Here is a 21,568-nt window from a genome sequence, read left to right as displayed (position 1 = left end):
ATTTGTTTTAGAACGTATAGCTCATACCTAATTGAACAGTACGTGATTCACCCGGATATGCATATAGATTGAAAGCGCTTTCATCATAAACTTTGTCAAAAAGATTTTTCAGATCTAAGTTAATACGAAGTTTCGGTGTTGCCTGATAGTAAGAAACTAAATCTGTAACAGCATAACCTTTCATTGTGTAAGTACTATTGGCTGTTTGACCTGCACGTTTATCAATATATTTTTGATTAATGCCCAGACCTAGGCCTTGTAAAGTGCCATCCTGAAATTCATAGATATTTAAAAGATTAAAACTATTCTTTGGAATATTGGCTAAAGTGGTTCCTTTTTTCAAAGTATTATCTTTGCTGACTTCTGCATCTGTATAGGCATATCCACCAATAATTTTCCAAGCTGGAGTGATTTGCCCTGCAACATTTAGCTCAATACCTTGACTACGAACTTCACCAGCAGCAACTTTATAGGCTGAATCTACAGGATCGAGAGTTAAGACATTTTCTTTTTTTGCATAAAAAATCGCAGAGTCAACCGATAGCATATTGTCGAGTGCTTGCCATTTAAAGCCTAACTCGTAAGCCATGCCTTCCTCTGGGTCAAATCCCTCTCCATTACGGCTAGCACCAGTGTTAGGTTTAAAAGATTTTGCAGCATTGCTATAGATTGAAAGGTCATCACGCGCTTTAAAAACTAAACCTAAACGCGGAATAAATGCGTCATGACTGGTATTCCAGTTTGCAGTATTCGGTAAAAGATTTTTGTAATCATGTTCGTAGTGCTCAAAACGTAAACCCACTAGTGCACTTAAACGCTCATTTAAATCGATTTGGTCTTGTACAAAAAGGGCAGTTGTTTTTAAATTTTCACGGTCATGGGTCGTAATGTTTTTAAGCTCGGGTAGAGGTTGGCCTAAAACTGGATCATAGATATTGATCGGGTAGTTATTTGACTTAGCATCTGAACGAATAATATATGACTTATAATCATAGTTTTCGTATTCAAGCCCAGTCACTAAAGTATGAGCTAGACCTAAAAGTTGGAAATTACCTGTTAGATTAATTTGGGCATCGGTATCTTGCCATTTTAATTCGCGATAGTTGTAATTTCGGTTTAAAGTTTCGCCGTCATCTTGAATGCCATTTGCCTCTACCGCATAGCCATGCAATTTACCATTTAAATATTGCACACCAGCATTTAGCTTCCAGTCATTACCAAGGTCGTGCTCGACTCTTAATTGAGTCATATTGTTATCATTGTAGAGTCGGTTGTTGTATTTACCTGTTTCCCATAAATAGGTTTCGGGTGAACTATTAAAAGACTTCTGACCTGCATAGCGTGTTTGACCACGATCAAGTGGATGCTGATTTCTTAAAATATCGGCTTCAAAGGTAACTTTTGTTGCGTCAGAAGCTTGCCATTGAATGACTGGTGCAATTCCATATCGTTTGGACTCGACATGATCGCGATAACTATCACCGCCTTCTGCAATCACATTTAGGCGATAACCTATATTTTCTGTATTAGGGATAATACCTGTGGTATCTACCGTAGTGCGATATAAACCTTCACTACTGAGCTGAGCACCTAAAGTGGTTTGTTGTTCAGACTTTGGTGTTTTAGAAATTAAGTTAAACGTACCACCTGGGTCACCACGACCATATAAGCTAGAAGAGGGTCCACGTAAAACGTCTACACGTTCAATAGTGTTGCTATCTGGAGCATTTGGATAACCACGGTTAATCGGGAATCCATTACGATAAAATTCACCGCTAGTGAAACCACGAAGATTAAAGCCTGTTAAACCTTGACCGCCAAAATTATTAGCACGGGTCACACCGCCAGCTAAATCAAGCGCTTCAATCAAACGTGTCGCGCCAATATCTTCGATTACTTTTTGAGTCACTACACTGACAGATTGTGGCGTATCTTTTAATGCGATTTCACTACGTGTTGCGCTACTTGAACTATCGACTTTATAAGTTTGGTTGGCAGCTTGTTGGGCTTTAATCTTAATGGTAGCGAGCGTTGTTGAGGAATTATTGGTTTCTGCGAAAGTACTTGAGATACAGCAGAGTTGAGCGATGCTCAGGGAGAGGAGGCGAAGTTTAAGATCCATTTAAAACCTTGTTGATAATAAATATCAGTATAAAAATAAGAATTATTATATTGTAAATCTATGTAAAGGAAATATTGGATCGGTGATATATATGTACAAGTGTATTTTATTTGGAAATACAGAGAACTAGAAATATAAAAAAGTTTAAAAATGGAATAGAAAGGAATTCTATAAGAAAAGAATATGGCGTCCCTACGGGGATTCGAACCCCGGTTACCGCCGTGAAAGGGCGATGTCCTAGGCCTCTAGACGATAGGGACGTTGAGGATGGCGGTATCTTAAGAAGCCGCCACCAAACTGTCAAGGAGGTAAGGTGACAGTTTGTTCAAAATATAGCAAAACAGTTCAGCAGTCTTCTGAGTATCGTACAAAGCAGAGTGTGCTTCTTTACCATCGAACTCAATTCCAGCTTGAATACAAGCTTTCGCAAGCACAGTTTGTCCAAACATAACAGCACTTAAAGTAACCGTATCCATCACTGAAAAGCTATGAAATGGGTTTTGGTTTTTTGTGCTTGTACGCGCAATTGCTGCTTGTACAAAACCAAGGTCAAAATGCGCATTGTGGCCCACTAAGACAGCATGTGTACAATGTTGCTGTTTACGGACTTCATTTACCGATTTAAAAATACGGCGTAATGCAGTGCGTTCATCTTCAGCCATTGCAATACGCATTGGATTGAATGGATCAATACCAATAAAATCTAACGAACGGCGATCGAGATTAGCCCCTTCAAACGGGTTAATATGTGCATGAAATGCTGGACCAGGGACAAATTGTCCCTGAGCATCATACACAATTGGAATGCACGCAATTTCTAGCAATGCATCTGTCTGGGCATTAAAACCTGCCGTTTCAACGTCAACAACAACAGGTAAGAAGCCACGAAAACGTTGGCCAATGACCGGGACAGAGGTTTCTTGTGTCACACTTTTCTCCATTGCAGCGTTTTCCCGGCATGCAGCGGGATAATTTTTTGATCATCTAAATAATCAAAAGATTCTGGAACGAGGTTATCTTCTTTTACCAAGGTAATGGTAGAAGTATTACGTGGTAGCCCGTAGAAGTCTGCACCAAAGTGGCTTGCAAAACCTTCTAAACGCTCTAATTTACCCACTTGGTCAAATGCTTGAGCATAAAGTTCAATTGCATTAGGCGCACTATAACAGCCCGCACAGCCACACGCATTTTCTTTTGCATTTTGCGAGTGAGGAGCACTATCTGTACCCAAGAAAAATTTAGGGTTACCGCTCGTTGCAACTTCAAGCAAAGTGGTCTGGTGAGTTTGACGCTTTAAAATTGGTAAGCAATAGAAATGCGGTTTAATACCACCAACCAACATATCATTACGGTTAAATAATAAATGTTGAGGCGTAATGGTTGCAGCCACATTGCGATCTTGTTCTAAAACAAAGTGCGCAGCATCGCTTGTTGTGATGTGTTCAAGTACCACTTTAAGTTTTGGAAACTGTTTTAATAACGGTGATAAAACTTCGTCTAAGAAGCGTTTTTCACGGTCAAAAATATCAACGTGGTTATGAGTCACTTCACCATGAAGCAATAACGGAACTTGATGCTCTTCTAGTTGCTCAATGACTGCATAAACTTTACGAATGTCACTTACACCGTTATCAGAGTTAGTGGTCGCGCCTGCTGGATAAAGTTTAATGGCATTTACATGTCCAGATTCTTTAATTTTACGAACTTCGTCTGGTGAGGTGAAATCAGTAAAATAAAGCACCATACGTGGGTCAAAGTTAAGACCCTCTGGAACATGAGCAAGAATACGTTCACGGTAAGCCAATGCTTCTTCCACAGTTTTTACAGGTGGAACAAGGTTTGGCATACAGATCGCACGAGCAAATTGCTTGGCCAAATCAGGTACAGTACGTTTTAATGCTAAACCATCACGTAAATGTGCATGCCAGTCATCTGGCTGGAGCAGGGTAATAGAATCCAAGGCAGTTCAAACTTCGAAATAAAACAAATGATAATCGATAAAGTGTGAAAATGGTAACGAGAATTACGGACAAATGGCAAAATAAAGCGGCAGAGGCCTTAAAAAATAATGTTATATTTTGTTAATGTGTAATGGGCAGGAATCAAGTAGTGGTGAATAGGGGAAATGTACATGAATTACTCAAAGCAAAAGAAGAAATAGAATATTTAGTAACTCTACATACCCATCGTTATGCCAATATACCTCTGCCACATCAATTAGAAAAAAAATTCTGGTGTTTAAATCTTGAGCGAACTAAACAGAATATCTCAAAATTTTTAGCAAGTGGCGTTTTAACCTATCTCATTTTCATATTGCTGGCTCTACCTACAGACTATTTGGTCATAGGGGTGCCTTATATTACTTGGGATTTTATTTACTGTTTACTTAGCGCAATTAATATTGCTTGTGCACTGCTGTTATTTTGGGTTTTTGCAAAGTTTAAAAAACTCACTGAATATTTTTATATCGCCGCATGTGGCATTGTATTTTTGACTATTATTATCAATGCAATGTTGCTCCTTAGCGTAGAAAATGTCGCTCTTAAAAACCAGTCGATGTTATTACTTTCCTTCTTATATATGCTGGGTTTTATTTTAAGCGGAATAAAGCCTCTACATATGCTTTATGTAGGTTTAACAGCAGCCTTTTGTGTTTTTTCCCTACTGATTTTATGGCAAGCGAATTGTGATTTTATTGCTTTGGGAAGAGCGCTGTTTGGAAGTTGTATTTTAGGTTTTTCAATTAGTACGATGCTTACCTCAAGAGAAAGAAGCCTTTTTTTAAATAATCAGCTTGCTGAGCTTAACGAACAGATTTTACGTATTGAAGCATCTGAATTGCTTCATTTAAGCCAGCAGGATGCACTGACGAATATCTCAAATCGACGTACTTTTGATGAGATGTTCGACTTTTTTTACTATCGTGCAAAGCAAGAAAAGCGCCCATTGGCTGTTTTATTTATTGATATCGATTTTTTTAAAAATTATAACGATTTTTATGGGCACCAAATGGGGGATAAAGTCATCTCATCTATTGCCGCTGCAATTAAAAATTCGATTCGGCATGTTGATTTTGTTGCCCGTTATGGTGGAGAAGAGTTTGTCGTGCTGTTACCGAAAACACCTGCTCAAGGCGCCTATGCCGTCGCTGCAAATATTTATAAAGCGATTGAGCGACAAGCGATTCCTCATGCAGCATCTTTAGTCTCTAAGCATGTCACGATTAGTTTAGGTTTTACTGTTTATACAGAAGGTTTTAAAGTAAATCAGGAAAAATTAATTCACGCTGCGGATCAAGCTTTGTACCGAGCTAAGCAGCTTGGACGTAACCAGATTTATTATCAACCTTTGGAAGTAGCAGAACTTGTTTGAGCACAAATATTTGAAATAAAAAAGCCACCGTTGTCGGTGGCTTTTTTATTAAGTAAGAAAATTATTTTTTCTTGCTATCAAGTTGTGGTACAGCAGAACCTTGGCCGATTGAAAGCAAACCAGCATCTGTATAGATACCAAGTTTTGCACGTGTATCGGTAATGTCGAGGTTACGCATAGTCAATTGACCAATACGGTCCATTGGCGTAAACATTGAATCGCCTTTTTCCATTGTTAAACGTTCAGCTTCGTACGTTAAGTTTGGAGATTCAGTGTTCATGATGGTGTAGTCATTACCACGACGAAGTTCAAGAGTTACTTCACCAGTAATCGCTTTAGCAACCCAACGCTGTGCAGTTTCACGCAACATAAGTGCTTGAGAGTCGAACCAGCGGCCTTGGTAAAGTAAACGACCTAAACGTAAACCGTTAATGCGGTATTGTTCGATCGTATCTTCGTTATGAATACCAGTAACCAAACGCTCATAAGCAATATGAAGAAGGGCCATCCCCGGTGCTTCATAAATACCACGAGATTTCGCTTCGATAATACGGTTTTCGATTTGGTCAGACATACCTAAACCATGACGGCCACCAATACGGTTTGCTTCAAGAATAAGCTCAACCGGATTGTCAAAAGTTTGACCGTTTAATGCAACAGGTACACCTTCTTCAAAACGTACAGTCACTTCTTCTGGAGTAATTTCAACTTCATCTTTCCAGAAAGCAACGCCCATAATTGGGTCAACGATTTTGATACCAGCATTTAAGTATTCAAGATCTTTTGCTTCGTGAGTTGCGCCCAACATATTTGAGTCAGTTGAGTACGCTTTTTCTTTTGACATTTTGTAGTCAAAACCGTTGTCGATCAGGAACTGTGACATTTCTGCACGGCCGCCAAGCTCATCGATGAAGTTTTGATCTAACCAAGGCTTATAAATTTTAAGATTCGGATTAGTCAACAAACCATAACGATAGAAACGTTCAATATCGTTACCTTTATAAGTTGAACCGTCACCCCAGATGTTTACGTCATCTTCTTTCATTGCAGTAACTAACATTGTACCTGTTACTGCACGACCTAATGGAGTCGTATTGAAATAAGGAACACCACCTGTACTGATATGGAATGCACCACACTGAATCGCAGCAATACCTTCAAGCGCAAGTTGTAAGCGGCAGTCAATTAAGCGAGCTTTTACAGCGCCGTATTGTTCTGCTTTCTTTGGAATTGCATCGTAGTCATCTTCATCAGGCTGACCTAAGTTTGCAGTATATGCATAAGGTTCTGCGCCTTTTTGTTTCATCCACAATAAGGCAGCTGAAGTGTCTAGGCCTCCGGAGAAGGCAATCCCAACTTTTTTGCCTACTGGTACATGCTGCAAGATAGTTGCATTATCAGTCATTGCTAATCCTAACATTTATGAAAAAGACCCCATATAGGCGGTCTTGAGAATTCTGAATGGCGGCTATTGTAGCACTATTCATGGTGCTTTTTTTCGCAAAAAAAGCATTAATTCACTTGTTCTGATTCGAAGTTTTAATTTGATAAAAAATATAAGGCTATTTATAGAATAAGAAGAAGTGAATGAAGTATTGTTCTTAAATAAATGGATTGACCATAAGCTCCGATAAATTTCTTTGCATGGTCATCCAAAATTATCAAAAAAGTATTAAAGTACTATGCAACAAGTTGCAAAAAATTATTGGGACGCAGCATGACAAGTTACGCCAATTTATTAAAACCATTACATTTGGGCTTTACTACCATTAAAAACCGTGTGGTGATGGGTTCCATGCATACGGGGCTTGAAGACCGTTTTTACAATTATCCAAAACTGGCAGCTTATTTTGAAGAGCGTGCGAAAGGTGGGGTTGGCCTGATTGTGACAGGTGGTATCTCACCGAACCGTCAAGGATGGTTAGCACCTGCTGGCGGAACCATGAATAGCTTATTTGATATTCCACAGCATCGTCTGGTTACACATGCTGTGCATAAACATGGTTCTAAAATCTTAATGCAAATTTTGCATGCAGGTCGCTATGGTTACCAGCCGTTTGTTGTGTCTTCAACTGCAATTAAATCTCCAATTTCACCTTTTAAACCACGCCAGCTTTCTGAAAAAAATATTCTGAGCACAATAGAAGATTACGCACAGTGCGCCGATATTGCCAAAAAAGCAGGTTATGACGGTGTCGAAATTATGGGTTCGGAAGGTTATTTAATTAACCAGTTTTTAAGTCGCCACGTGAACCAGCGTACTGACCGTTGGGGTGGTGAAATTGAAAACCGTATGCGCTTTCCAGTCGAGATTGTTAAAGCGATCCGTGCCAAAGTTGGTGAGAAATTTATTATTTGTTTCCGCTTGTCTTTACTCGATTTAGTCCATGACGGTAACACCATGCAAGAGGTGGTGACTGTAGCCAAAGCTTTAGAAAAAGCAGGGGTGACTTTATTAAATACCGGCATTGGCTGGCATGAAGCTCGTGTGCCGACCATTGTAACATCTGTGCCTCGTGCCGCTTTTGTCGACTACACTGCTCATGTAAAACAACATATTTCTATTCCGATTATTGCGTCAAACCGCATCAACATGCCTGAAACTGCCGAAAAAATTTTGGCAACTGGCAAAGCAGATATGGTTCAAATGGCACGCCCTTTATTGGCCGATGCGTTTTGGGTAAATAAAACTGCGACTAACCGTGTTGATGAAATTAATACCTGTATTGCGTGTAACCAAGCCTGTTTAGATCATGCTTTTAAAAATAAGCGTGTGTCTTGTTTGGTTAACCCACGTGCAGGACATGAAACTGAACTGGTCTATTTAAAGACTAAACAGCCTAAGCGAATTGCAGTTGTTGGCGGTGGAGTAGCGGGTATGTCGGCGGCAACTGTTGCGGCAAGCCGTGGCCATGCAGTGACGCTGTTTGAGGCAACTTCGGATGTAGGTGGTCAATTTAACTTTGCCAAAGTTGTACCAGGCAAAGAAGAATTTCACGAGACGATCCGCTACTTTAAAGTCCAACTCGAAAAAACAGGGGTGGACGTACGTTTAAATACTCGCGTAAATCGTGAACAACTTGAACGTGAAGGTTTTGATGAAGTAATTGTTGCAACTGGTGTAATCCCTCGCGCATTAAAAATTGAAGGAAGTGACGCACCACAAGTCCTTTCGTATGCTCAAGTTTTGAAAGGGGCAGAAGTCGGGCAAAAAGTTGCAGTGATTGGTGCGGGTGGTATTGGTTTTGACGTGTCAGAATTTTTACTTAAACCGCCACATCAACCACAGCCTCAACCTTTGGCAGATTGGCAACGTGAATGGGGTGTAGACCCAGATCCGAACTATGTTTCTGAAGGTGGTATGCAGCCGCCAGAAGTTGAACCAGCAATCCGTGAAATTTATTTACTACAACGTAAAACCACACCACTCGGTATTGGCCTTGGTAAGACTTCGGGTTGGGTACACCGTGCACAGCTTAAAAAGCATGGCGTACGTATGCTTCGTGGTGTGCAATATAAAGCAGTCACTGATGAAGGACTTTGGATTGAGCACAATGGTCAAGACCAGCTTTTACGTGTAGACACAGTTGTAGTGTGTGCAGGTCAAGAGTCGGTAAAAGACTTGATGCCAAAAGAAGGTGAGTCGACTATAGCGAATTACCATATTATTGGTGGTGCAAAGCTCGCAGCAGAGCTAGATGCGAAGCGTGCGATCAAAGAAGGAGCAGAATTGGCTGCGCAACTGTAAAATTGATGAAACAATATGCACTTGAACACAAAGCGATGATATTTTTCTTGAATAAAATGAATAAGCTTTGTATTCTTACGCACATGGAAGCGTGGCAGAGCGGTTTAATGCACCGGTCTTGAAAACCGACGAGGGTGTGAGTCCTCCGTGAGTTCGAATCTCACCGCTTCCGCCAAATTCAAAATAAGCCCTTGTTTTTACAAGGGCTTATTTTTTATCTGTAATTTTACCCCTCATCCTACCCCACATTAAAACTTGGATTAGAATAGTCAAAATAAGAACAATTCAGATGGCGTTGGATAATCGATAAATTGAGTTTAATTTGTCTCTTACAGAATAGACTCATATATGAATGTTTTGTCTATCTACTTTTACCTCTGTTCTTATTGCTCAGGATCATGGGGATTCTTATTGTTGGGGTTATTTTGATCAGTTATTGGCTGATCTGTAGGTAGTTTTCCCTTATTGGGGGTAATATGTATAAGGTAGCTTTTAAAATAATTTATAAAGTGATGAATATTTCTTTTAATTTTATCTGGACATTAAAATTATTATTAATAAAAATAGTAAATGAGTAAGGTTTTTTCTTACTCATTTACTGCTAATAATTTTTCATAGAATGGATGATTATTTTAAAAAACGTTTATATCCTAAGTTTTCAGAAACTTCAACGTAAGGATAGTTGATATTATTTAAGGTATTTATCAGTATCTCTGGATTACTTGGCAAGTTTGAATCTTCTAATCCAACAAGTACCCTGCCTTCAGCAGCGCCATGATTCCGATAGTGAAATAATGTAAAGTTATATGATGGCCCTAGTGAATTTAAGAATCTTAGAAGGGCACCAGGTCGTTCTGGAAACTCAATCCGAAATAGACGTTCATTAATTTTATTTGAATTTCCTCCGATTAGATATCGAATATGTAATTTCGCAATTTCATCGTCAGATAAATCATCTAAATCATAATTATTTTTAAGTAGATTATAAATCTCGTAACGTTCTTTTTCGCCTGATTTTAAGCTTATACCAACAAAGACATGAGCACTAGAATTCTCATTTAGACGATAATTAAATTCAGTAATATTTCGGCCCTCTAAAGCTTTACAAAATTTTAAAAATGCACCTTTTTCCTCTGGAATCTTGACTGCATAAATGGCCTCTTTTTTCTCACCAATTTCTGTACGTTCTGCAATATAGCGGAGGCGGTCAAAATTCATATTAGCTCCGCACACTATCGAGACAATATTTTTGTTTTTCAAAGCATATTTTTCTATATATTTTTTTATTCCTGCTAATGCTAATGCACCTGCTGGCTCAACAATACACCTATTTTCATCATAAATATCTTTAATAGCAGCACAAATCTCATCAGTATTAACAGTTACTACTTCTCTATCAACTATTGGACCTGAATTATCGGATTTATTTAACTGAATGATTTTGAATGGCAAGTCACCAATTTGCGATACTGCAATGCTATCTGCGAATAGGCCTACTTGTGACAAAACAACACGTTCATTTTTATCAAAAGCTGCCTTTAAACAAGCCGATTCATTATATTCAATAGGAATTACTTTAACGTGGGGGGCAATTTCTCCAAAATAAGCAGCAATTCCAGCTATTAATCCTCCACCTCCTACAGCAACAAAAACGTATTCAACATCATTGAATTGGCGCAAAATTTCGTTAGCAATAGTACCTTGTCCTGCTATTACTAGTTCATCATCATAGGGCGGAATAAATGTTAAACCTTCATCTTTTGATCGTTGAATAGCATATTTATTCGCTATATCAAAATTATCACCATATAGAATTACCTCACCACCTAATCGTTTAACTGCTTGAACTTTAATATCTGGTGTAGGTTTTGGCATTACAATAATAGTGCGTATACCTAGTTTGCATCCTGATAAAGCTACACCTTGCGCATGATTTCCAGCTGAGGCAGTAATAATGCCATTGTTTAATTGATTTCTGCTTAATTGACTAATGCAATTGTAAGCACCACGTAGTTTAAAAGAAAAAACAGGCTGTAAGTCTTCTCGCTTAAAATGAATATTGTTTTTAAATTTTTGGCTAATTTTAGGTGCTGGTTCAAGAGGGCTTTCAATAGCGACATCATAAACAGTTGATTGTAAAATTTTTCGAACCAAGCGTTGAAGCATATTAGTTTTCCTTATTACATATTCAAATTAAATAAATATTGAATTAAAATCAAGAATTTTTTCATAGGATAGTTTTATTATTAAATAATAAATAAATTTAAAAAGAAAGATAACTAATATCTTTTGAGTACAAGAATGCAGTAATTTTTTAAAAAAATTTTTAAATAAAAGTTGTTGAAATTTAATAATAAGTTTCTCAAATTATCTTACTTAAGTAGACAGATTATTCTACTTTTGATTTTTTCTAATTTTTTATATAAATTTTATAAATAATAAATTTATGCTTTATTTTGGTGCATTTTTAACTTTTGGTAAAAAAATAATTATAAAAATATTGACGATATATTTTTTGCGTGATAAAAAACATCCACTCAAATAAATTTAATACTTTTAATAAACTAAAATTTAAATGTGGAGTAAGTATGTCTTTTGAATATTATGAAGATGATTTTATAAATTTAGATGTAAATAAAATTTATAATTTATTGACGAAAGGTGATTCAGAAGGGCGTGTTTTATATATTATAAGAAATGCGGTGGATATTAAAATATGTCAGAAAATCGAGAAAAACTTTTATGAAATTATGAGTAATAAAGGAAATCATCGGCCTGATGATGGCTTTGTTAAAACAGAACAAATAGGTTCATCACAATTTCATAAGACTGGGGAAGAGTATATAGAGTCAACGCTACAATCTAATATAGATGTATTTAATTTATATACTGGAATCTCTAGCGATATTGTAAGGAGCTTATATCTTGATGAGAAGCTTGAAGATTTTTTTCTAAAAAAAGGGATTATTTATAGAGCTTCTGTATATAAGGGAAATTCAGCAAATTTTGCTACGACAAGACGATGGTTAGATAATGGAAATATGTCATTATGGCCACATGATGATAGTGCTCAACTTAGATTTGCCGAAAAAGATAAATATGAAATACATGAAATAAAAAATGTAATTTCATCAAATCTATGTATCTGTGATGCATCAAGTGGAGGAGAGTTAAAGGTTTGGAATTGTAAACCAGATGATAAAATTCGTAATGAATTCGGTATATTAAATACTGGATATCCTTATCCATTAGAGTTTTCTGAGAAATTTGAAAACTTTACAGTGCATTTGGCACCTGGGGATTTATATTTTTTGAACGCATCTTACCTACATGGTGTTACTAGTTCTGTAGCTAATGAAAGAATTAGCTCTGGCCGTTTTTTAGGATATTTTAATAACAAGATAGTTTATTGGACATAACAGGGAGTTATGAAAATGACTATTAATAATATTATACAAAGTTTAAAAAATGAAGGTTATAGCCGCTTTAGTCTTGAGGATTTTAAAGATTTTAAAGTGGATGAGTTAGATATTGATATTTTGAAGTCTCATTTTTCATTAATGCCTTTAGATAAATATTCGAATGGTAATAGACTACGTAACTATATTCAAGTTTCGTTAAATGATGGTGAGATAAAATATGGTAAATTTGAACCTTATCAACAGACCAAAAAATATAATCCAATTACAGGTGGTATTGTAAGAGATTATGAAAGTATTAGTAATAAAATATTAGAACTGGATCTGTTTAATCAAATTATTAAAAAAGATATTGAAATAATTGAAAGTATTGAAGAGATGAATCCAATTACTGATTTAATGATAGGTATACATCTTTTTAGATATAAAGCTGGAGTAAATCCAGCATATAGTTCACCATCTTGGTTACACAAAGATGATGAAGATATAGTTTTTTTACATTTGATTGATGTGTCTAGTGAGTTAATTGGTGGTGATAATATAATTGCAAAGAATCCAAAGAAAATTGAGTATGTTTTCAAGTTAAAAAAAATTTTTGATACTTTGGTTGTAAATCATAATTGTTATCATGCTGTGACCCCTATGGGGATACCGGATCATTATGATAAAAATAAATTTTTACATAGAGATATTATTTTGGTTACTTTTCAAAGAAGAGAAAAGGATAATTAAATGGATAAGTTGGCAGTAGTAGTTGGTAGTGATGGTGGTATAGGAAAAGAAATTGTATACCAATTACTGGATAATGATTATAAAGTAATTGGTCTCGATTTAAATAATAATATTTTTTTAGATAACTTTGAGTTTTATAAAATAGATATTGGTGATAGTAAAAAATTGTACCAATTTGATTTCGAAAATTTTAATTTTGGAGATTATAACGTTTTAATAAATGCTGCTGGTATTAGAGAGATTTTACCATTGTTAGATTTAGATTTAACTCAGTGGGAAGAGGTTATTTCAATAAATCTAACAGCTCCCTTTATCTTATCCAAAAATTTTTGTAGAAAATTAGTTGCAGAAGATAAAAAAGGTTCTATCGTTAATATTGCTTCTGTAAGTGGAATGATGGGTGAGCCTGATAGAACTGCTTATGTTTCATCTAAGCATGGATTAATTGGGCTTACTAAACAATTTGCAATTGAGTTTGGTAGAAAAGGAATCAGATGTAATTCGATATCACCTGCAATTACAAGAACTAGCATGACAGAGGCTTATTTTCAAGATGAAAAAATATTAGAAAAAATAAAGAATGGCATATATTCAACAAGAGTAGGTGAACCTAAAGATATTGCAAATGTTACATTATTATTGGCGAATAAGGATTCACTTTTTATTAATGGTTCAAACTTTGTAGTTGATGGTGGTTGGACCTGTGGAAAAGACCTCTAAATAAAATTTACTTATAAAGGATCTAAAATGATTAAAACGATTTGGCTTTCTTGGGAAGAACAGCAGAAGTTAAAAAAAATCTTAAACAATTTTAATGATTTCACCGATGATAAGTTATTCAGTTCACTTGATTTTTTAAAAATTCAACTGAAAGAAATACTTTCAGAAGATACTCTAAAGCAGTTACAATCATTTATAACAAGTGATACTAATATTATTAGAATCAATGGACTTCCTTTTGATTATGATATTGGTGAAACACCATATGATGGTTATGTTGATAATGCTGCCTTACCCATAGCAAGTGTTATGCAATTTGCAATTTTTGCAGCATGCAATATTTATCCTATTTCTTATTTAAGAGAGAACAAAGGGCTACTTTTTAGACATGTTGTTCCTACAAAGAAAAGAGCTAATAGGGTGAGTTCCCATGGTAGTGCTCTTACCTTGGATATGCACGTTTCTAACCCGATTCTTCCAATTATTCCTGAAAAAACAAATAATGTTTCGGGTTCACCAGAAATATTATCTTTTTATGGACTACGACCTGATCCTAATGTTTTTACTGAAGTCGTTGAACTTGATGAAGTTTTGGATCAACTAGACCAAGAAACAATTAATAAATTATGTGAAAAAAAATATTATTTCCGTATGCCTTCTTCATTTAATGGTGATGAATTAAAAGGTCCCTTAGCTATTTTAGGCGTAAAAGATGGTATTTATTATAATAGAACTGATATGGATACAGTGATTCCAATAGATTATGAAGCCTTAGTAAGTTTAAATAATTTCATGGAAGCAACAAAAACGGTAAAAAATTATAATCGCCTTCAACTTCCACCAGGTGATATGCTAATTTTTAAAAATCAAAGAACATTACATTCACGTCAAAAGTTTATTGCGCGTTACAATGGTTTGGATCGTTGGATGGTAAGGTTATATGGTACTACTGATATGACAAGACATCATTTTCATGACAATAAACAAAAGTACTTAGGAGTAACTTTTTAATGAATGCGCTTATAATTGTAGACAATAAAGATAATTTAAATAAAATTAATGATGTTAATTTGAGTGATATTAGTTATGTAAAAAAATACTTACCCTTAGATTGCGAAGAATTAGTATTTAAAAAAGAGTATGAGAATATTGATATAGCTGTTGAAAGTTGCAAAAAAATCATTATTTCTTTAAATGAGGAAAGATGGGATGATATTTTTTTAGGAATTAATGGAATCTTAACTCACATAACTGAAGAAACAACTATTGAAAACTATTCTGATTTACCTAAAGATAAATTGAAAATTTATGAAAAATTTTTAACATCGAAAAATCTAATTTTTATTAATAAGGTTTAGTTTCGTTCTTAAATCTTTAGTTAACATTGTGTATAACTAATTATTATGAAATAAATTATTAAAATGAGGTTTGCAATGCTCTCACAAAAATCAGCCAGTATAAAGTCCTCTGCAGTTAGAGAATTACTAAAATATAGTAAGGTTCCTGGAATTATTTCTTTAGCTGGAGGAATTCCTGCAACTGATCTAATTGACGTTGATGGAATAGATATTACTATTCGAGAAATTTTAGCTAAAGAGCATCGCAACCTTTTTCAATATAGTGTTACTGAAGGTGAGGAAAATTTTCGCTACCAAATAGCAAATTGGATTAAAGATTTTAATTTTAAAATAAATCCAGAAAATATCCTTATTACAAATGGTTCACAACAAGCGATAGACTTATTAAATAGAGTATTTTTAGATAAAGGTGATAAAGTCTTAGTAGAAAGACCTACGTATTTGGCTGCTTTACAACTTTTTGGTTATTCAGATGTCGAAGTAGTGGAGCTCGACTACACAAATGATAAATTGGATCTTAATTCATTAGAGATAGTTTTAAAGAAAGGGGGGGTAAAGATGTTATATTTAACACCAAACTTTGCTAATCCAAGTGGTAAAACTATTGATTATGAAACACGGGTTGGAATAATTAAATTAACCCATAGACATAATGTGGTAATAATTGAGGATGATCCATATGGCTTTCTTAGATTTAGTGGTGAATTTATAAAATCACTTTTTACTATTGCGCAAGAAATCTATGGTGAAAATCACAATGTATGCTATATGTCTAGTTTTTCTAAGATATTTTCACCTGGATTACGTTTAGGATGGACAGCAATCCCTTCTAAATTTATTCAAGCCGTGGTAGTAGCTAAACAAGCTCTAGATCTACACACTTCTACTTTAAATCAAAATATTGCTGCACATTATATTGAATCAGGAAAATTGAATACTAGACTAGATCTGCTTAAAAACACTTATAAAAAGCGAAGAGATTTATTAATTAACTCATTAAATAAATATGTAGGAGATGAACTATCTTTTAATGTTCCTCAAGGAGGTATGTTTTTGTGGTGTCATTTAAGAAGTAATATTAATGCAAAAATATTATTAGAAGAGAGTATTAATGAAAATGTAATTTTTGTTCCTGGTGAAGTCTTCTTTGCGCATAATCCAGAGAGAAACTCTCTTCGTTTATCATATTCTATGATTTCTTCTGAGAATTCTGATTCTGCAGCTTATAGGATTTTTAAATCTATTAGTAAGCTTAAAAGCAATAAAACAGTGTTGTCGAATTGAATATGACGTTTATATGACCTTGGTTTATTTTATAATGATTTCTAAGGTCCTGTTTATTTTTAATTTTTAAAGTTAGAGTATTCGTTTTTGGAAAATAATTTATTAAAAAAGTCTCAAAGATTAATTTATATAAAATTATCTTTAGTCTCTATGATCTGGGGAGGAACTTTTGTTGCAGGAAGATATATCTCAAGTTCTATACCTCCACTTATGTCAGCTAGTTTTAGATTTTTAATAGCTAGTGTTATTTTAACTTTTTTTTTAATATTCTTTACTGATGGTTTTAAAAAAATAGATATTAGACAATTATTAACCATCACTGCTTTAGGTTTTTGTGGTGTATATACATATAATGCTCTTTTCTTTTATGGATTAAATTATATAGATGCATCTAGAGCATCTCTGATTGTTGCTTCTAATCCACCTGTGATGGCTTTATTAGGATACCTTTTTTACAAAGAAAAAATTTCATGGTTAAAATTTATAGGTATAATTTTATGTGTCTTAGGAGCTTCTATAGTAATTTTCGGTAAATCTCCTGACTTGTTATTAAATCAACGTCAACTTTTTTGGTTAGGAGATATCTTAATTTTTGGTTGTGTATTAAGCTGGGCCGCTTATAGTATTTTCTGCAAAAAAATTGTAAATGAAATTGGCCCATTATATACAGTTACGTATTCAATTTATGCTGGTACTGTTATGCTTTTTATAACAGCTCTTTTAATGAAACAAATAAATTTTAATATTTTATCACAACTTACTTTTAGTTCTGTAATTAGTCTTTTTTATCTTGGAGCCTTAGGGTCGGCTTTGGGTTTTATTTGGTACTATGATGGCATACAAAAGATTGGCGCAACTAGAGCCAGTGTTTTTATAGCTTTAAATCCTTTAACTGCCGTTTTGTTAGGGGCTTTAGTACTTCACGAGAAATTATCTTTTTCAACTTTAATTGGGGGGGCTTTAATTATAGTGGGTATTATTTTGTGTAATAAAGTAATAGTTAAAAAAATCTAAAAATTTGGCACAAATAAGAAAGTATCAAAGGATGTATTTTTTGTAGTTTACTTCTCGTTGTTTCTGCTTAAATTGTTATTAAGTCCTTTTTATAAGGGCTTGTTTTTTTATCTGTTATTTTACCCCCCTAAACCTACCCCATATTAAAACTTGGATTAGAATAGTTAAAATAAGAATAATTCAGATGGCGTTGGATAATCGATAAATTGAGTTTAAGTTGTCTCTTGCAAACTAAATTTAGATGTAAATTTACTGTACACCTAGTTTTTGACCTGTTCTTATTGTCCTTGGTCATGATGATCTTCTTTATTGAGATCATTTTGCTTAGTCATTTTTGGGGATTTTAGATTAGTCTAGTATCCCTACTTTTTGATTCGGGTTAGGTGTGGTATTCGTTATACCTTGAAATGCGAATGCAACAGCTCGCTGTGACAAAGTACAGCGGGCTGACTTTTATAGAAGAATTTGGGAGTGGGCCATTAATCGGATGATTTCTCTGCTTCAGACAATAGTTCTCTTGCCATCTCTATTGCTTGCTTGTGTGAAGAGGCTAGAAGTAGGGGGTAACCCCAGAACTTGGCAAAAACGGTTGAAAAAGCTTTGTAGCCAAAACGTTTCGTTGAATTAGGTTCAATCAAGATCATTGCTAAAACAAGCCTTCGCAATTCAAGTTTGTGTTTTTTCATCCACAGGGCAGTACGTTTCTTCTCTTCTGGAGAGTGCTCATGGTCGTTGGTTGGCACGGTATCACTCAAGAGTATGAACGGTTTATCACGCTTTAAATTGGCTTCAAATTCATCGAAGTCTTTTTGGTGATCATGCCCAGGTTCTTGTGAAAGATTCATCCAAACCAAAGGGAAGTCAGAGCTATTCATTGACATGGTTGTCTCCTGTATTTTTGATATTTCGCCAAGTGGCTGAAATTGCGAATAGACCAGATAATGTAACGAAGAGTATTGCTGTAAAGGCTATGTGCCAACCGTCACGTGATCCGTCTGAGATTCCTCCTAGAGTCGTCAGAACAACAAGCAGGCTGCCGAGAGTTAGAACAATCCACTGTGCTGTTCGTGTGCCAATTAGTGCGAGAAGTACTGTGATGATCCAAGAGCCATAGAATGCGGAAAACATCCACAATACATTGGTCTCAAATGTAATTACCGGTGTCGCTCCATGAATTTTCACAAAGTCATTTATGTAAAAGAACAACTGGAACGTGACAAAAAATACAGCCCCAACGGTTGTCGTTAACCAGTAAAGAGTGATTTTATTTGCGTTATTCATGGGTAAGCCTTTGGGTGGGGTTGAAGTAGGAAGTGACATAAAAATTTCTCAAGAATCAATTGTTGGATATTCATAGAAACCGAAATTGGGTGAGGTATTTGTTCACTCGAAAATTAATACTTGTAATTCAAAGTGACCATCATGTTGCGCGGTGCGCCATAGCTCACTGTGTCGAAATCACCTTTTTGTAGAGCGTATTTTTTGTCGAACACATTGTTGAGGTTAATAGTCACGTTGGCCTGCTTCGTGATGGAGTAACGTCCCATCAATGATGCCAAGGCATAAGAACGTTGCTCTCCACCGAGCGAACTGGTGCCAGTATTCGGTGCCTTGTAGAAGCGGCTTTGCCATTTAACGCCGCCTCCCAATGTCAACTTGCTCAACTCTCCAGATAATTGGTAGGTGGTAAAAAGTTGAGCTGTGGTGCGTGGTATTTGCGAGTTCAAGCGGATACCAGTGCCGTCTTTCGCTGTAAAGTGGGCGATACCTGCGTAGATATTCCAGTTTCGTGCTAATTCTCCCTGCAAATCTAATTCGACTCCGCGTGATTTCGTCCCATCCGTGCTTTTATAGGCTTGAGCACCACTTGGTGTATAGGTTCCTGCAACCATATGTGCCGCGTTATCAAGTTCGGTTTCGAACAAGGCCACTGATGCATTCAAACGTTTGTCGAAGTATTCGCTTTTCAGACCGATTTCTTTGGTTTTGCCTTTGGACGGCGTGAGTACGTTGCCATTGTTGTCCCGATAGTCAGTTTGCGGGTTGAAGATACCTGTGTAGCTGATGTAGGTTGAATAGGTTTTGTTGATGTCGTAGATCAAGCCAGCATATGGGCTAAACTCACCATTCTTTTTGTAATGTAACGAAGCGCCGTTGAAGCTGTCATCAATTTCGTAGTTGCTAAAGCGACCACCGATGATGAGTTTTAGAGGTTCAGACAGCGAAAATCGGGCAGCGCTATAAACACCGCTTTGTTTGATTTGGGTGTGGGTCGGTATCCATGTCATGGCTTGGAAGTCGGGGCGGGGAAAGACTGAATTCAAGTCATAGATATTGATGGGTGCAAGGCCTGCATAGAACGGTGCGATGTCCGCTTGAGTCGCGGTGTGGCGTGAACTTGTCGCTCCAACCACAAGGTCATGTTGGCGACCCAGCAAATTGAATGGGCCACTTGCCATCACGTCGAAGCTGTTCTGACGACTTTGCCCTTGAGATGCCAGTGCTGCCGGATAAGCCCCATAGGGATAAGTACCTAATCCAGTGATGTGATCAGGTTGGCCGATTAGACCGAGCAGCTCTGCGTCGTAGTTCGTGCGATATTGATTGGCAATTGCCTGAAGTTTCCAGCCGTTGTCGAAGTGGTGTTCAATCTCGGCGAATGCTGTTTTAAGTGTATTATCCCAATGGCTCCAGTCTTGCGCATAGTTTTGGGAGCGCGAATATTCTGCTTGTGTGCCGTCGCTGAACCAAAGCGGCAAGCCTCCCCAGGTTGAGCCTTTGGGCTTGATGTCTTGGTAATCATAGCCTAGGCTTACCGTTGTATCTGGAGTTAAATCCGTTTCGATAATGCCATAGATGCCTTGCTTATCTGGTTTGTAGCCGTCGATGTAAGAGTGTCCATCCTGATATGTACCCACCATGCGTGCGCGGATGCTACCATCCTTGTTTAATGGTGTTGAGATGTCACCCATACCCCTGTAAGTATCCCAACTCCCAGCGCCAAATGAGGCAGCTACCGAAAAGACACGAGTTGGTCGTTTGCGAATCAGATTGATGGCAGCCGATGGATTGCCAGTACCAGTGAGTAAGCCTGAGGCTCCACGTACGATTTCGACACGGTCGTAGAATGCGGTATCAAGGACGCTGATGCCACTCCCGTTGATGGTGTTACCAATGATCGTGGGGATGTTGTCATACTGAATATTGTTGATTAAAAAACCACGAGAATAGAAGCTTGTTCGTTCACTGTCTGATTGATAGGGTGCAATACCGACGGTGTTTTCTAGTACGCCTTGCACCGAATTAAGTTGCTGGTCATCCATGCGTTGACAAGTAATCACCGTCGTTGACTGTGGTGTTTCCCGAAGAGATAGAGGTAAATGTACCGCTGCTGCTGTCTCGCCTGTTGTATAGGAGCCTGTACCGTCGGTCTTTGTCACATTCGCTTGAGCTGTTACAGCGATGGTCGGCAAAGTTATTGTATCTAGAGAAGTTTTTCCCTCAGATTTGTTTTGCATTTGAACGGGTTCATTGGCAAATACTCCTTGTCCACTCATAAGAATAGCTACGGCAAATGCCGAACCGAGTGCGTGGCGTGGGGCATCTTTGATGGGGCTATCCAGCTCAGAATAGGCAGTATTCATACCGATTTTCCATTCGCTGTTTTCAGCCTCTTTGGAATAGCACATTAAATAATACTCATTATCATCTGTGTGCTTTATTTAACAATAGACTTGTTCTTCTTGATGGCGAAATTGAGCCAAATTATTGTTTGATTAGGCCAATTATGATGAGCGGA

Annotated in this window: 17 protein-coding genes and 2 tRNA genes; 10 read left to right on the top strand and 9 right to left on the bottom strand. The window is 36.5% G+C overall.

Translation table 11 applies throughout. The features are described from left to right. Positions 1-7: 7 nt before the first annotated feature. From KTJ10_RS09485 to pyrC, 4 genes are all read right to left on the bottom strand, one after another. Positions 8-2,122: a TonB-dependent siderophore receptor gene (locus KTJ10_RS09485; RefSeq protein ID WP_130127876.1), complete on the bottom strand. Its 2,115-nt coding sequence runs from the start codon at positions 2,120-2,122 to the stop codon at positions 8-10. Positions 2,123-2,306: 184 nt separating this feature from the next. Next, positions 2,307-2,382: transfer RNA gene (locus KTJ10_RS09480), tRNA-Glu, on the bottom strand. A gap of 18 nt (positions 2,383-2,400) precedes the next feature. After that, positions 2,401-3,063 carry a ribonuclease T gene (gene rnt, locus KTJ10_RS09475; protein ID WP_002117536.1) on the bottom strand — a complete coding sequence of 221 codons (663 nt, stop codon included), beginning with the start codon at positions 3,061-3,063 and terminating at the stop codon, positions 2,401-2,403. Further along, positions 3,048-4,082 carry a dihydroorotase gene (gene pyrC, locus KTJ10_RS09470; protein ID WP_005070491.1) on the bottom strand — a complete coding sequence of 345 codons (1,035 nt, stop codon included), beginning with the start codon at positions 4,080-4,082 and terminating at the stop codon, positions 3,048-3,050. Before pyrC ends, rnt begins: the two co-directional genes overlap by 16 nt. A 149-nt stretch (positions 4,083-4,231) precedes the next feature. Between pyrC and KTJ10_RS09465 the strand changes: the two genes are divergently transcribed. Further along, complete coding sequence (locus KTJ10_RS09465; protein WP_262441879.1) at positions 4,232-5,494, top strand: GGDEF domain-containing protein; 1,263 nt, start codon at positions 4,232-4,234, stop codon at positions 5,492-5,494. Positions 5,495-5,555: 61 nt separating this feature from the next. Here KTJ10_RS09465 and argG read toward each other — a convergent pair whose 3' ends face one another. Then, on the bottom strand, positions 5,556-6,914 hold the full coding sequence (argG, locus tag KTJ10_RS09460) for an argininosuccinate synthase (RefSeq protein ID WP_014206117.1): 1,359 nt from the start codon (positions 6,912-6,914) through the stop codon (positions 5,556-5,558). A 297-nt stretch (positions 6,915-7,211) separates the two neighbouring features. On the opposite strand from argG, the gene KTJ10_RS09455 reads away from it, so the two are divergent. Continuing rightward, positions 7,212-9,242: an NADPH-dependent 2,4-dienoyl-CoA reductase gene (locus KTJ10_RS09455; RefSeq protein WP_206216301.1), complete on the top strand. Its 2,031-nt coding sequence runs from the start codon at positions 7,212-7,214 to the stop codon at positions 9,240-9,242. Positions 9,243-9,327: 85 nt separating this feature from the next. Continuing rightward, positions 9,328-9,417, top strand: a tRNA-Ser gene (locus tag KTJ10_RS09450). Between the two features lie 452 nt (positions 9,418-9,869). Here KTJ10_RS09450 and ilvA read toward each other — a convergent pair. Then, the gene (gene ilvA / locus KTJ10_RS09445) at positions 9,870-11,408 is read right to left on the bottom strand and encodes a threonine ammonia-lyase, biosynthetic (protein ID WP_262441878.1); all 1,539 of its coding nucleotides are present in this window, start codon (positions 11,406-11,408) and stop codon (positions 9,870-9,872) included. 422 nt (positions 11,409-11,830) lie between these two features. On the opposite strand from ilvA, the gene KTJ10_RS09440 reads away from it, so the two are divergent. The 7 genes from KTJ10_RS09440 to KTJ10_RS09410 all read left to right on the top strand — a co-directional run bounded on the left by KTJ10_RS09440 (position 11,831) and on the right by KTJ10_RS09410 (position 17,769). Next, positions 11,831-12,661, top strand: a complete 831-nt coding sequence (locus KTJ10_RS09440; RefSeq protein ID WP_262441877.1) for a hypothetical protein — start codon at positions 11,831-11,833, stop codon at positions 12,659-12,661. Between the two features lie 15 nt (positions 12,662-12,676). Next, positions 12,677-13,393, top strand: coding sequence for a 2OG-Fe dioxygenase family protein (locus tag KTJ10_RS09435; protein ID WP_262441876.1), 717 nt, complete (start codon positions 12,677-12,679; stop codon positions 13,391-13,393). Then, positions 13,394-14,113: an SDR family NAD(P)-dependent oxidoreductase gene (locus KTJ10_RS09430; RefSeq protein WP_262441875.1), complete on the top strand. Its 720-nt coding sequence runs from the start codon at positions 13,394-13,396 to the stop codon at positions 14,111-14,113. It abuts the gene before it with no gap. Between the two features lie 27 nt (positions 14,114-14,140). Further along, entirely contained in the window at positions 14,141-15,124 is a 984-nt protein-coding gene (locus KTJ10_RS09425) for a TauD/TfdA family dioxygenase (RefSeq protein WP_262441874.1), read from the top strand. Continuing rightward, entirely contained in the window at positions 15,124-15,471 is a 348-nt protein-coding gene (locus KTJ10_RS09420) for a hypothetical protein (RefSeq protein WP_262441873.1), read from the top strand. Before KTJ10_RS09425 ends, KTJ10_RS09420 begins: the two co-directional genes overlap by 1 nt. Before the next feature lie 75 nt (positions 15,472-15,546). After that, positions 15,547-16,755: a PLP-dependent aminotransferase family protein gene (locus tag KTJ10_RS09415; protein ID WP_262441872.1), complete on the top strand. Its 1,209-nt coding sequence runs from the start codon at positions 15,547-15,549 to the stop codon at positions 16,753-16,755. Positions 16,756-16,842: 87 nt separating this feature from the next. Continuing rightward, positions 16,843-17,769, top strand: a complete 927-nt coding sequence (locus tag KTJ10_RS09410; protein ID WP_262441871.1) for a DMT family transporter — start codon at positions 16,843-16,845, stop codon at positions 17,767-17,769. Positions 17,770-18,248: 479 nt separating this feature from the next. Here KTJ10_RS09410 and KTJ10_RS09405 read toward each other — a convergent pair whose 3' ends face one another. From KTJ10_RS09405 to KTJ10_RS09395, 3 genes are all read right to left on the bottom strand, one after another. Next, positions 18,249-18,650, bottom strand: a complete 402-nt coding sequence (locus KTJ10_RS09405) for a hypothetical protein (RefSeq protein ID WP_130173936.1) — start codon at positions 18,648-18,650, stop codon at positions 18,249-18,251. Further along, a complete protein-coding gene (locus tag KTJ10_RS09400) occupies positions 18,637-19,050 on the bottom strand; it encodes a hypothetical protein (RefSeq protein WP_262441870.1) in 414 nt (137 codons plus the stop codon). Before KTJ10_RS09400 ends, KTJ10_RS09405 begins: the two co-directional genes overlap by 14 nt. 113 nt (positions 19,051-19,163) lie before the next feature. After that, entirely contained in the window at positions 19,164-21,413 is a 2,250-nt protein-coding gene (locus KTJ10_RS09395; RefSeq protein WP_262441869.1) for a TonB-dependent siderophore receptor, read from the bottom strand. Positions 21,414-21,568: the final 155 nt, after the last annotated feature.

Origin of the sequence: Acinetobacter sp. WU_MDCI_Abxc222 (assembly GCF_025514755.1) — a bacterium.
Taxonomy (GTDB): Bacteria; Pseudomonadota; Gammaproteobacteria; order Pseudomonadales; family Moraxellaceae; genus Acinetobacter; species Acinetobacter geminorum.
The sequence above is the reverse complement of the archived record's forward strand: the minus strand, read 5'-3'. Positions and strand labels throughout refer to the sequence as shown.